Origin of the sequence: Pseudomonas sp. LTGT-11-2Z, from assembly GCF_003691445.1 — a bacterium.
GTDB classification, from domain to species: Bacteria; Pseudomonadota; Gammaproteobacteria; order Pseudomonadales; family Pseudomonadaceae; genus Aquipseudomonas; species Aquipseudomonas monteilii.
The window spans coordinates 2,337,547-2,350,060 of the sequence record NZ_CP033104.1 but is presented as its reverse complement, the minus strand read 5'-3'; the positions used below and the strand labels follow the sequence as shown (position 1 = coordinate 2,350,060).

At 63.6% G+C, this 12,514-nt stretch carries 11 protein-coding genes; 9 read left to right on the top strand and 2 right to left on the bottom strand.

Features of this window, described 5'->3' with window-relative positions:
• The first annotated feature begins 91 nt into the window (after positions 1-91).
• The 7 genes from purB (at position 92) to D8767_RS10790 (ending at position 8,544) form a co-directional block, all read left to right on the top strand.
• Positions 92-1,462, top strand: a complete 1,371-nt coding sequence (gene purB / locus D8767_RS10820) for an adenylosuccinate lyase (protein WP_033693092.1) — start codon at positions 92-94, stop codon at positions 1,460-1,462.
• A gap of 81 nt (positions 1,463-1,543) precedes the next feature.
• A complete protein-coding gene (locus D8767_RS10815) occupies positions 1,544-2,710 on the top strand; it encodes a cupin domain-containing protein (RefSeq protein WP_016711508.1) in 1,167 nt (388 codons plus the stop codon).
• Positions 2,703-3,131: a GNAT family N-acetyltransferase gene (locus D8767_RS10810; protein ID WP_016711509.1), complete on the top strand. Its 429-nt coding sequence runs from the start codon at positions 2,703-2,705 to the stop codon at positions 3,129-3,131. The genes D8767_RS10815 and D8767_RS10810 overlap by 8 nt, the downstream gene beginning before the upstream one ends.
• Positions 3,132-3,297: 166 nt before the next feature.
• Positions 3,298-5,256 carry a DNA topoisomerase III gene (locus D8767_RS10805; protein WP_028699042.1) on the top strand — a complete coding sequence of 653 codons (1,959 nt, stop codon included), beginning with the start codon at positions 3,298-3,300 and terminating at the stop codon, positions 5,254-5,256.
• 128 nt (positions 5,257-5,384) lie between these two features.
• On the top strand, positions 5,385-6,674 hold the full coding sequence (locus D8767_RS10800) for an FAD-binding oxidoreductase (protein ID WP_060709246.1): 1,290 nt from the start codon (positions 5,385-5,387) through the stop codon (positions 6,672-6,674).
• Between the two features lie 80 nt (positions 6,675-6,754).
• Positions 6,755-7,585 (top strand): alpha/beta fold hydrolase, encoded by an 831-nt coding sequence (locus D8767_RS10795; RefSeq protein ID WP_016711512.1) that lies wholly within the window; start codon positions 6,755-6,757, stop codon positions 7,583-7,585.
• Positions 7,586-7,764: 179 nt separating this feature from the next.
• Entirely contained in the window at positions 7,765-8,544 is a 780-nt protein-coding gene (locus D8767_RS10790; RefSeq protein WP_003251244.1) for a TSUP family transporter, read from the top strand.
• On the opposite strand, the gene nudC is transcribed toward D8767_RS10790, so the two are convergent.
• Both nudC and D8767_RS10780 read right to left on the bottom strand, forming a co-directional pair.
• A complete protein-coding gene (gene nudC, locus D8767_RS10785; protein ID WP_016711515.1) occupies positions 8,512-9,342 on the bottom strand; it encodes an NAD(+) diphosphatase in 831 nt (276 codons plus the stop codon). The two genes, D8767_RS10790 and nudC, sit on opposite strands and share 33 nt — an antisense overlap.
• 36 nt (positions 9,343-9,378) lie before the next feature.
• The gene (locus D8767_RS10780) at positions 9,379-10,191 is read right to left on the bottom strand and encodes a crotonase/enoyl-CoA hydratase family protein (RefSeq protein WP_016711517.1); all 813 of its coding nucleotides are present in this window, start codon (positions 10,189-10,191) and stop codon (positions 9,379-9,381) included.
• A gap of 150 nt (positions 10,192-10,341) precedes the next feature.
• Between D8767_RS10780 and nhaB the strand changes: the two genes are divergently transcribed.
• Positions 10,342-11,844, top strand: coding sequence for a sodium/proton antiporter NhaB (gene nhaB / locus D8767_RS10775; protein WP_016711518.1), 1,503 nt, complete (start codon positions 10,342-10,344; stop codon positions 11,842-11,844).
• Positions 11,845-11,953: 109 nt separating this feature from the next.
• Positions 11,954-12,499 carry a lipocalin family protein gene (locus D8767_RS10770; protein ID WP_016711519.1) on the top strand — a complete coding sequence of 182 codons (546 nt, stop codon included), beginning with the start codon at positions 11,954-11,956 and terminating at the stop codon, positions 12,497-12,499.
• The last annotated feature ends 15 nt before the right edge of the window (positions 12,500-12,514 follow it).

Genomic DNA, 12,514 nt, shown 5'->3' with positions numbered 1-12,514 from the left:
AGGCCCGACCTTTGGTCAGCCACCCGACTCGGGCGCGATTTTCATGTATGATATGCGCCCTTCCAAAAGCCTGACTGTCCGAGAACACCCCATGCAGCTTTCTTCGCTCACTGCGGTTTCCCCTGTAGACGGCCGTTATGCCGGCAAAACCCAGGCCTTGCGCCCCATTTTCAGCGAATTCGGCCTGATCCGTTTCCGCGCCCTGGTCGAAGTGCGCTGGCTGCAGCGCCTGGCCGCCCACCCGCAAATCGGCGAAGTGCCGGCGTTCTCCGCCGAAGCCAACGCCCTGCTGGACAGCCTGGCCACCGATTTCAAGCTGGAACACGCCGAGCGCGTCAAGGAAATCGAGCGCACCACCAACCACGACGTCAAGGCGATCGAATACCTCCTCAAGGAGCAGGCCGCCAAGCTGCCTGAGCTGGCCAAGGTCAGCGAATTCATCCACTTCGCCTGCACCAGCGAGGACATCAACAACCTGTCCCACGCCCTGATGCTGCGCGCCGGCCGTGACGACGTGCTGCTGCCGCTGATGCGCCAGATCGCCGACGCCATCCGTGCCCTGGCCCACGCCCACGCCGACGTGCCGATGCTGTCGCGCACCCACGGCCAGCCAGCCTCGCCAACCACCCTGGGCAAAGAACTGGCCAACGTGGTGTACCGCCTGGAGCGTCAGATCGCCCAGGTTGCCGCCGTGCCGCTGCTGGGCAAGATCAACGGCGCCGTGGGCAACTACAACGCCCACCTGTCGGCCTACTCGCAGATCGACTGGGAGCAGAACGCCCGCGCCTTCATCGAAGACGAACTGGGCCTGCAGTTCAACCCGTACACCACCCAGATCGAGCCGCACGACTACATCGCCGAGCTGTTCGACGCCATTGCCCGCTTCAACACCATCCTGATCGACTTCGACCGTGATGTGTGGGGCTACATCTCGCTGGGCTACTTCAAGCAGAAGACCGTCGCTGGCGAAATCGGCTCGTCGACCATGCCGCACAAGGTCAACCCGATCGACTTCGAAAACTCCGAAGGCAACCTGGGTATCGCCAACGCGCTGTTCCAGCACCTGGCCAGCAAGCTGCCGATCTCGCGCTGGCAGCGTGACCTGACCGACTCCACCGTGCTGCGTAACCTGGGCGTGGGCTTTGCCCACAGCGTCATCGCCTACGAAGCCAGCCTGAAAGGCATCGGCAAGCTGGAAGTGAACGAAGCCCGCATCGCCGCCGACCTGGACGCCTGCTGGGAAGTGCTGGCCGAGCCGATCCAGACCGTGATGCGCCGCTTCAACATCGAAAACCCCTACGAGAAGCTCAAAGAGCTGACCCGTGGCAAGGGCATCACCCCGGACGCGCTGCTGACCTTCATCGACGGCCTGGACATGCCAGCCGACGCCAAGGCCGAGCTCAAGCTGCTGACCCCCGCTACCTACATCGGTAACGCGGCAGCGCAGGCCAAACGCATCTAAGCTGACCGTCGCGTACAACGCCCGGCCTGGCCGGGCGTTTTTATTCCCGTACGAAAATTACGTTTTTTCAATAGGTTGAACATGAATCCTGATACTCCACTGCAGCTGCTCGGCGGCATCTCGGCCCGCGAATTCATGCGCGACTACTGGCAGAAGAAGCCGCTGCTGGTGCGCCAGGCCTTCCCGGACTTCATCAGCCCCATCGACCCCGACGAACTGGCCGGCCTGGCCCTGGAAGACGAAGTCGAGTCGCGTATCGTGCTGGAGCACGGCGCCCACCCGTGGGAGCTGCGCCGCGGCCCGTTCAACGAAGACACCTTCGCCGAGCTGCCAGAAAAAGACTGGACCCTGCTGGTACAGGCCGTGGACCAGTTCGTCCCGGAAGTGGCCGAACTGCTGGAAAACTTCCGCTTCCTGCCCAGCTGGCGTATCGATGACGTGATGATCAGCTTCGCCGCCCCGGGTGGCAGCGTTGGCCCGCATTTCGACAACTACGACGTCTTCCTGCTGCAAGGCCACGGCCAGCGCAACTGGAAGATCGGCCAGATGTGCAGCAGCGACAGCCCGCTGCTGGAGCACGCCGACCTGCGTATCCTGGCCGAGTTCGAGCAGAGCGAAGAATGGACCCTGGAGCCAGGCGACATGCTCTACCTGCCACCGCGCCTGGCCCACTACGGCGTGGCCGTGGACGACTGCCTGACCTACTCGGTCGGCTTCCGCGCCCCAAGCGCCGCCGAAGTGCTGACCCACTTCACCGACTTCCTGGGCCAGTTCCTGCCTGACGAAGAGCGCTACAGCGATGCCGACGCCCAGCCGGCCAGCGACCCGCACCAGATCCAGCACGACGCCCTCGACCGCCTCAAGGCGCTGCTCGACAAGCACATGAACGACAAGGACCTGCTGCTGACCTGGTTCGGTCAGTTCATGACCGAGCCGCGTTACCCCGAGCAGATCGTTGGCGAAGAGCTGAGCGAAGAAGAGCTGATCGATGCCCTGGAACAAGGCGCCATCCTGATCCGCAACCCAAGCGCACGCCTGGCCTGGTCGGAATTCGAAGACGACCTGCTGCTGTTCGCCAGCGGCCGCAGCTGCCCGCTGCCAGGCAAACTGCGCGAGCTGCTGAAGCTGGTGTGCGCGGCCGATGCCCTGCATATCGACAACCTGGCAGACTGGCTGCAAGACGAAGATGGCCTTATGCTGGTACAGCAGCTGGTCAAACAAGGAAGCCTGGGATTCGCCAATGAATAAGATCAGCGTTCGCCTCGCCGACTGGCACAAAGACAACGCCGACATTCGCCGTATCCGTGAGGCGGTGTTCATTGCCGAACAGCATGTACCGCCGGAGCTGGAGTGGGACTCGGATGACCCGACCGCTGCACACTTCCTGGCCCTGGAAGGCGACTACCCGATCGGCACTGCCCGCCTGCTGCCAGACGGGACTATCGGCCGGGTATCGGTGCTGAAGGACTGGCGCGGCTTGAAAGTGGGTGACGCGCTCATGAACGCAGTCATCGTCGAAGCGCATAACCGCGACCTGAAGCAGCAGATGCTCAGCGCTCAGGTGCATGCCACGCCGTTCTACGAGCGCTTGGGCTTTCGCGTAGTCAGCGAGGAATTCCTCGAAGCCGGCATCCCGCACGTGGACATGGTGCGCGACTCGCGCGCCTGACCCACAACGGCACCGGCCTCTGCGCGGGCAAGCCCGCGCAGAGGCCGGCACAGGTCAATGACACGCTCACTGACAAAAACCTGTACATCCATCCAGATAAAACTTGCCTCCGCGCCCCCGCTTGCGCATCCTAGTGCCCATCACCCCCGATGAAGCGTTCCCGGCCATGCGCCTGTTCCTCTGCGAAAAACCCTCCCAGGCAAAAGACATCGCCAAAGTGCTCGGCGCCAACCGTAAGGGCGACGGCTGCTGGCAAGGCACCGACGTCTGCGTCACCTGGTGCATCGGCCACCTGCTGGAAACCGCCCCGCCCGACAGCTACGACGAACGCTACAAGCGCTGGAACCTGGCCGACCTGCCGATCATCCCGGACAAGTGGAAGATGCTGGTCAAGCCCAAGACCGCCAGCCAGTTCAAAGCGGTCAAACGCCTGCTTGGCGAAGCGCGGGAACTGGTGATCGCCACCGACGCCGACCGCGAAGGCGAAATGATCGCCCGCGAACTGGTCGAACATTGCCGCTATCGCGGCCCGGTGCAACGCCTGTGGCTGTCGGCACTGGACGACGCGTCCATCCGCAAGGCCTTGGCCCGCCTGCTGCCCGGCCACGAAACCTTCAACCTGTACCACTCGGCGCTGGGCCGCTCGCGCGCCGACTGGCTGATTGGCATGAACATGAGCCGGCTGTTCACCCTGCTAGGCCGCCAATCCGGCTACCAGGGCGTGTTGCCGGTGGGTCGGGTGCAAACGCCCACCTTGCGCCTGGTGGTCGACCGCGACCGCAGCATCGCCGACTTCGTGCCCGTGCCGTTCTGGGCCATCGATGTGCAACTGGAACACGCCGGCCAACACTTCAATGCCCAATGGCGCGCCCCCGAGGACGCCTGCGACGACCAAGGCCGCTGCCTGAAGCAAGCCTTGGCACAACAAGCGGCCACCGACATCGGTAACGCCGGCACGGCCCGCGCCGTCAAGGTTGCCACCGAGCGCGTGCGTGAAGCCGCACCACTCCCCTTCGACCTCGGCACCCTGCAGGAGCTGTGCTCGAAAAAGTTCGGCCTCGGCGCCCAGGAAACCCTCGACATCGCCCAGGCCCTGTACGAAACCCACAAGCTGATCACCTACCCGCGCAGCGACTGCGGCTACCTGCCGCAAAGCCAGCACGCCGAAGCGCCGGCCATCCTCGCTGCCTTGCAACGGGCCGATGCCAGCCTGGCGCCTTTACAGCCCTACCTGGAGCCGCAGCGCCGCTCGCGGGCATGGAACGACGCCAAGGTCAGCGCCCACCACGGCATCATCCCCACCGCCGCCGCCAGCGACCCGTCGCGCCTGCCGGCCAAGCACAAGGCGGTGTATACCCTGATCCGCGCCCGCTACCTGGCACAGTTCCTGCCCAACCATGAGTATGACCGCACCCAGGCCGACTTCGACTGTGCCGGCCATGCCCTGCGCGCGGTGGGCAAGCAGATTGTCGAGCCGGGTTGGCGCCGCGCCCTGCCCGAGGCGTTGACCCCGGCCAAGGGCCGCGAAGCGCCACCCGCCCAAGTACTGCCAGCACTGCGCGAAGGCCAGGATTGCAATGTACAAGGCCTGCAACTGAAAGACCTGTGGACCCAGCCGCCCAAGCCGTTCACAGAAGGCGACCTGATCAAGGCGATGAAGAACGTGGCCAAGCTGGTGGATGATCCGCGCCTGAAGCAGAAGCTCAAGGAAACCACCGGCATCGGCACCGAGGCCACCCGCGCCAGTATCATCCAGGGCCTGCTTGACCGAGGCTACCTGGTGAAGAATGGCAAGGCACTGGCCGCAACGCCTGCGGCCTTCAGCCTGATCGATGCCGTGCCCCGCGCCATCGCCGACCCTGGTACCACGGCGATCTGGGAGCAGGCGCTGGACATGGTGCAGAGTGGTGAGATGAGCCTGGAAGAGTTCGTCGCCCGGCAGTCGGCGTGGATGGGCAAGCTGGTCGAGCGGTGCAGCGGCATGCGCATGACCATCAGCGGGCCGGCTGCCGGTGCGGCGCCGCCTTGGAAGAAGAAGCGGCGCGGTGGCGGGAAAAGCAAAACGGCTGGCAGCAAGTCGGCCGCCAGCAAGCCGCGTCAGCCTCGGAGAAAAGCGACAACCTGAGGTTTATGCCATTTCAGGACTGGCCGCTTCGCGGGTAAACCACAAACTGGACTGACAGATTGGCACCATGAATTTTACCTGCTAAGTTTTCATGAAAATAATCACAATAATTTTCATGAGGTCTATGCATGTTCAAGCAGTCCGCCCAGCACGTCGCCAGCTACTACGCCCAGACCTACCCCGCCAGTATCCCCCTGCGCCCGACCCTGCAAGGCCCTCACGACACCGATGTGCTGATCATCGGCGCCGGTTTCAGCGGCCTGCATACCGCCCTGCGCCTGACCCAGGCCGGCAAGCGCGTCACGCTGTTGGAAGCCAGCCGCGTGGCCTGGGCCGCCTCCGGGCGCAACGGCGGCCAGGCGCTGTTGGGCTGGTCGTGCGACATGCCGCCGCTGGAGAAGGCCTTGGGCACCGAACGCACCCAACGGCTGTGGGCCAGCATGTGCTGGGCCGCTGACGAAATGCGCGACCTCCCCCAGCGCCACGGCTTCGATATCGATTACCGGCTGGGCAGCCTATGGACCGCCGTGCTACCGCGCCGGGTGAAACTGCTTGAAGAAGCCCTACACGAGGCTGAACACAAATGGGGTTACGACGCCCTGCGCCTGATCGGCCGAGAAGAGCTGCCGCAATGGATCGACAGCCCGCGCTATCAGGCCGCGCTGTACGACGCCAAAGGTGCCCACCTCAACCCGCTGAAGCTGGCTCAGGGCCTGGCCAGCACCATCGAAGCCGCTGGCGGCCATATCTACGAACAAAGCCAGGTACTCAGCTACCAGCAGGCCGGCGATGGCTACATTGCTCGAACCGACAAAGGCGAAGTGCGCTGCAACGTGTTGGTGCTGGCCTGCAACGCCTACATCGACCGCCTCGACCGCGGCCTGTCGCGCCGCCTGTTACCTGTCGGTTCCTACCAGGTGGCCACCGCACCACTGGACCCCGGCTTCGCTCGTTCGCTGCTACCGCGCAACAGCTGCGTGATCGACAACCAGTTCGTACCCGACTACTTCCGCCTTACGCCGGACCACCGCCTGCTGTTTGGTGGCGGCTGCACCTATCTGGGCGGTATCCCCAAGGACGTCGCCAGCGCCACCCGTCCCTACCTGGAGCGCGTCTTCCCGCAACTGGCCGGGGTGGCCATCGACTATGCCTGGGGCGGCCATATCGACTGCAGCATCCAGCGTACCCCAGACGTCGGCCACGAGGGCCAACGCTACTGGCTGCAGGGTTTCTCCGGCCACGGCGTACTGCCAACCCTGGCGGCAGCGCGGGCGGTCAGTGATGCCATTCTCGGCAACGAGGACCTGCTGGCGCTGTACCAAGGCATCGACAACGGTAGCTTTCCAGGCGGCGACCTGCTGGCCGCACCGCTGGAAGCTGCCGCCAAGGCCTGGTACCGGTTGCGCGACCGCGCGTGAAGACGACTGGCGCTTGCTGCGTCTGAATCCCTCCTATTCTCAATAGCTCCCTTCGGTTCCTACACACAGGAGACACGACCATGAGCTATGTAACCGCGAAGGACGGGGTGCAGATTTTCTACAAGGATTGGGGCCCACGCGACGCACCGGTGATCCACTTCCACCACGGCTGGCCGCTCAGCGCCGATGACTGGGACGCGCAGATGCTGTTCTTCCTCGCCCACGGTTTCCGTGTGGTCGCCCACGACCGCCGTGGCCATGGCCGGTCCAGCCAGGTATGGGATGGCCACGACATGGACCATTATGCCGACGACGTGGCAGCCGTGGTCACCCACCTTGGTACTCAAGGCGCCGTGCATGTTGGCCACTCGACCGGGGGTGGCGAGGTGGTGCGTTACATAGCCCGGCACCCTGAAGACAAGGTGGCGAAGGCAGTGCTGATCGCTGCCGTACCGCCACTGATGGTGCAAACCCCCGGCAACCCCGGCGGCCTGCCCAAGTCAGTGTTCGACGGCTTCCAGGCCCAGGTGGCCAGCAACCGGGCGCAGTTTTACCAGGATGTGCCGGCCGGGCCGTTCTATGGCTACAACCGCCCCGGCGTCAAAGCCAGCGAAGGCATCATCGCCAATTGGTGGCGCCAGGGCATGATCGGCAGTGCGAAGGCCCACTACGATGGCATCGTGGCGTTTTCCCAGACGGACTTCACAGAGGACCTGAAAAGCATCCAGCAGCCGGTGCTGGTGATGCATGGCGACGACGACCAGATCGTGCCATATGAAAATTCCGGGGTGTTGTCGGCGAAGCTGCTGCCCAACGGCACGCTGAAGACCTACAAGGGCTACCCGCATGGCATGCCGACTACCCATGCCGATGTGATCAATGCGGATTTGCTGGCGTTTATTCGCAGCTGACGTGATTTTCTGTACCGGCCCTTTCGCGGGCGAGCCTGCGAAAGGGCTGGCGCAGACAAAACTCGGTCAGCGTCCATAAAAACTGGTGCTGGCAACCCTGGCCCGTGAGGATTACCATCCCGGGCTTTCAGAGCGGCCATTCCCGCTCCGGCCTTCTTCCCTGTACCTGCCAAAAACCCATGCCCTTCGAACTCACCGTAGAACCCCTCACCCTGCTGATCCTGGCCCTGGTCGCCTTCGTCGCCGGTTTCATCGATGCCATCGCCGGCGGCGGTGGCCTGCTGACCACCCCGGCCCTGCTCACCGCCGGCATGCCACCCCACCTGGTACTGGGCACCAACAAGCTCAGTTCCACGTTCGGCTCGGCCACCGCCGGTTTCACCTACTACAAGCGCAAACTCTTCCACCCGGCGCAGTGGCGCCCGGCATTGTTCGCCACCCTGACCGGGGCGTTGCTCGGCGCCGTCATCGCCCACTACATGCCCGCCGAATGGCTGAACAAAATGTTGCCGGTGATCGTCTTCGCCTGTGGCATCTACCTGTTGTTCGGTGGCACGCCCAAAGCACCGCTGGATGCCGATGCGCCGATCAAGAAAAAGTGGCAAGTACCACAAGGCTTCACCCTGGGCTTCTACGATGGCGTAGCCGGCCCAGGTACCGGGGCGTTCTGGACGGTCAGTACCCTGCTGCTTTATCCCATCGACCTGGTCCGCGCCAGTGGCGTGGCGCGCAGCATGAACTTCGTCAGCAACATCGCGGCGCTGACGGTGTTCATCATTTCCGGGCAGGTGGACTACATCGTCGGCCTGTGCATGGGCCTGTCGGTGATGGTCGGTGCCTTCTTCGGCGCACGCACGGCGATCAGCGGCGGCAGCAAGTTCATCCGCCCGGTGTTCATCACCGTGGTGCTGGCGTTGACCGTGCGCCTAGCGTGGCAGCACTGGTTCGGGCAGGCCTAAGCGACGCGCAACGTACAAATCGATCAGATAACGGGCGATGGAGCGCCCGGCCGGCAGCGGCGGCAGGTCGTGGACGCTGAACCACTTGGCATCCTCGATCTCGTCCGGCTGCATCACAATGTCGCCCCCGGCATATTCGGCATGGAAGCCGAGCATCATCGAATGCGGGAACGGCCAGCACTGGCTGCCGACGTACTGAATGTTCTGTACCTCCACCGCCACTTCTTCACGCACTTCGCGTACCAGGCAGTCTTCGGCCGACTCACCCGGCTCTGCAAAACCGGCCAAGGTGCTGTACACCCCGGTGACGAAGCGTGGCGAGCGCGCCAGCAGGATTTCATCGCCACGGGTCACCAACACGATCATGCTGGGTGAAATACGCGGGTAGCTGCGCAGGTCGCACGGCTGGCAATACATCGCCCGCTCCCAGCGAATTTGCGTCATGGCCTGACCGCAGCTGCCGCAAAAGCGGTGCTCGCGGGCCCAGGTGCCGATCTGCGCGGCATAACCCAGTACTTTGTAGGTGTCGAAGTCGCCTTCGAGCATGAATGCCCGCAGGCCACGCCAGTGGCAACCGGGCACGTCGGCGGCGCTGCGCAGCTCCAGCAGGAACACCGGCTGGCCGTCGAAATGACCGATGCCGTGCTCGCACAGCACGTCGAGGTCCTGGCGCTTGAGCCAGTCGCGGGGGAACAGCGCGCCGTTGTCGTCCACCAAAAACCCTTCCGGGCTGCGGGCCACGGCCACCCCCCCGGTGATCTGCGGGTCGAGTACTGCGGTAGTCCAGCGTGCTGACATATCGGGGGTTCCTTTACTGCACGTCCCCCGGCCCGATCAGTCGGCGAACGTCGGTTTCTGTTTGCTCATGTGTGCCGTCACGGCCACACGCAGGTCTTCGGACTGCAACATCGCGGCGTTCCAGGTGGCGATGTAGTCCAGGCCATCGTCAATGCGATGGTCACGCATGTAGCTGAGCATTTCCTTGGTGCCGGCCACGGCGATCGGCGATTTTGCGGCAATCTCGCGGGCGATGGCAAAGACCCCGTCAAGCAATGCGGCCTGATCATCATAGACCCGGTTTACCAAGCCGATGCGCAGGGCTTCGTCCGCCGCAACGTTGCGCCCGGTGAAGGCCAGCTCACGCATGATGCCGTCACCGATGATACGTGGCAAACGTTGCAGTGTGCCGACATCGGCGGCCATGCCCATGTCGATTTCCTTGATCGAGAACTGGGCATCGTTGCTGCAGTAGCGCATGTCGCAGGCCGAGATGAGGTCGATGGCACCACCGATGCAGTAGCCGTGCACGGCAGCCAGCACCGGCTTGCGGCACTTGTCCACGGCAGTGAACGAGGCCTGCAGGCGCTGGATGGTCTTGCGCAGGAAGCGCGCATTGCGGCCCACATCCTTGCCCATCTGCCCGGCCAGCGACGCCAGCATCATCAGGTCGATACCGGCGGAGAAATGCTTGCCGGCACCGCTGATCACCACCGCGCGCACCGCATCGGTGTCGTCGATCCACTGGAAGATTTCAATGATCTCCTCCCAGAAGGCGGCGTTCATCGCGTTGACCTTTTCCGGGCGGTTGATCTGAACGTGGGCGATGTTGTCGGTCAGTTCGACCTTGAATGCGCTGTACTCGGTCACGGGCGGCACTCCTGCGGGTGAAGGGTTCATGGCTCGGATGGTAACCCAGCCCGATGACCGCACTTGTGCCAAAAACGGGACTGCACGCCTTGCCTAAGACGCGCCGATCCGGCACCGTGCGCCATCGCCGAATTATAAGGATACAAATACATGTCACGCTCCCCGACCGGCGCCCTCGCCCACAGTTTTCTGGGCCAGTCGCCGCTTTGGTACAAGGCGGTCATCTGCCTGTTCCTGGTGCTCAACCCACTGCTGTTGGTCACCCTTGGTCCGGTTGCCGCCGGCTGGGCGCTGGTGCTCGAGTTCATTTTCACCTTGGGCATGGCGCTGAAGTGCTACCCGCTGATGCCCGGTGGCCTGTTGCTGATCGAAGCCCTGTTGTTGCAGATGACCACGCCACAGGCGCTGTACGAGGAACTGCAGCACAACTTCCCGGTGATTCTGCTGCTGATGTTCATGGTTGCCGGTATCCACTTCATGAAGGAACTGCTGCTGTTCCTGTTCTCACGCATCCTGCTGGGCGTTCGCTCGAAAGCGGTCCTGTCGCTGCTGTTCTGCGTGCTGTCGGCATTCCTCTCGGCGTTTCTCGATGCGCTGACCGTGACGGCGGTGATCATCAGCGCTGCGGTTGGCTTTTACGCCGTTTACCACCGTGTCGCCTCCGGGGCCAACCCGCGTGAAGACAGCGCGCTCGATAGCGATCAGCAAGTGGCACAATTGCACCGCGAAGACCTCGACCAGTTCCGCGCCTTCCTGCGTAGCCTGCTGATGCACGGCGCGGTGGGTACTGCCCTGGGCGGTGTTTGCACGCTGGTGGGCGAGCCGCAGAACCTGCTGATCGGCCATGAAATGGGCTGGCACTTCGCCGATTTCTTCTTCAAGGTGGCGCCCGTGTCGCTGCCGGTACTGGGTGCCGGCCTGCTCACTTGCGTGCTGCTGGAGAAGCTTCGCCTGTTCGGCTACGGCACGCTGATGCCTGAACCCGTGCGTCAGGTGCTGGCCACCTATGCGGCCGAAGACGACGCGGCGCGCACCCAGGCCCAGCGCCTGGCGCTGTGGGTGCAAGGGTTGGCTGCGCTGATCCTGATCGTATGCCTGGGGCTGCACGTGGCCGAAGTTGGTCTGATCGGCCTGATGGTGATTGTGCTGATCACGGCCTTTACCGGCATCACCGATGAGCACCGCCTGGGCCGTGCCTTCCAGGACGCCATGCCGTTCACGTCCTTGCTGGTGGTATTCTTCGCCGTGGTGGCAGTGATTCATCAGCAGCAACTGTTCAGTCCCTTGATTAGCTGGGTGCTGACGCTGCCTGCCGAGCAACAGCCAGGTATGCTGTACCTGGCCAACGGCCTGCTGTCGGCAATCAGCGACAACGTGTTCGTTGCCACCATCTACATCACCGAAGTGAAGCAGGCGTTTCTCAATGGCGGCATGAGCCGCGAGCATTTCGAGACGCTGGCGGTGGCGATCAATACCGGTACCAACCTGCCCAGCGTGGCGACACCGAATGGCCAGGCTGCGTTCCTGTTCCTGCTGACCTCGGCGATTGCGCCGTTGATACGGCTGTCGTATGGGAGGATGGTGTGGATGGCTTTGCCTTACACAGTGGTCATGGGTGGGCTGGGGTGGTGGGCGGTGACCTACTGGTTGTAATCGTTCGACGGGGACTTATGTACACCCTCCGCCACAATCCCGTACAACTTTTGCCCCGCGCCCGCATCGAAGCACAGGTAAGCCCCCATCCGTTCCAAGGAGTTTCGCCATGGCACTACGCACCCCATTGCTGCTGTCCTGCATCACCCTGGCCCTGCTCGGTTGCGCCGGTAACGATCACCCGGCGCCGCCGCGTACCCAGCAGGTCGACCTGCAACGCTACCAGGGCACCTGGTACGAACTGGCGCGGCTCCCGATGTTCTTCCAGCGCAACTGCGTGCAGTCCGAGGCGCACTATGGGCTGCGTGCCGATGGCCGCATCGACGTGACCAACCGTTGCCAGGAAAAGGACGGCCAGTGGAATGAAGCCAAAGGTGTCGCCGAGGCCCAGCAACCGGGCAGCACCGACAAGCTGTGGGTACGCTTCGACAACTGGTTCAGCCGGCTGGCCCCGGGCCTGACCAAGGGCGAATACTGGGTGCTGTACCACGACAAGGACTACCGCGTGGCGTTGGTCGGCCACCCCAACCGTGAGTACCTGTGGCTGCTGTCGCGCACGCCGGCGGTCACCGACCAGCAACGCGAGCAACTGCTGAGCATCGCGCGGGAGCAAGGCTATGACACCAGCAAGCTCATCTGGCGGCAGGCAGACTAGCTCACCATCGACGGC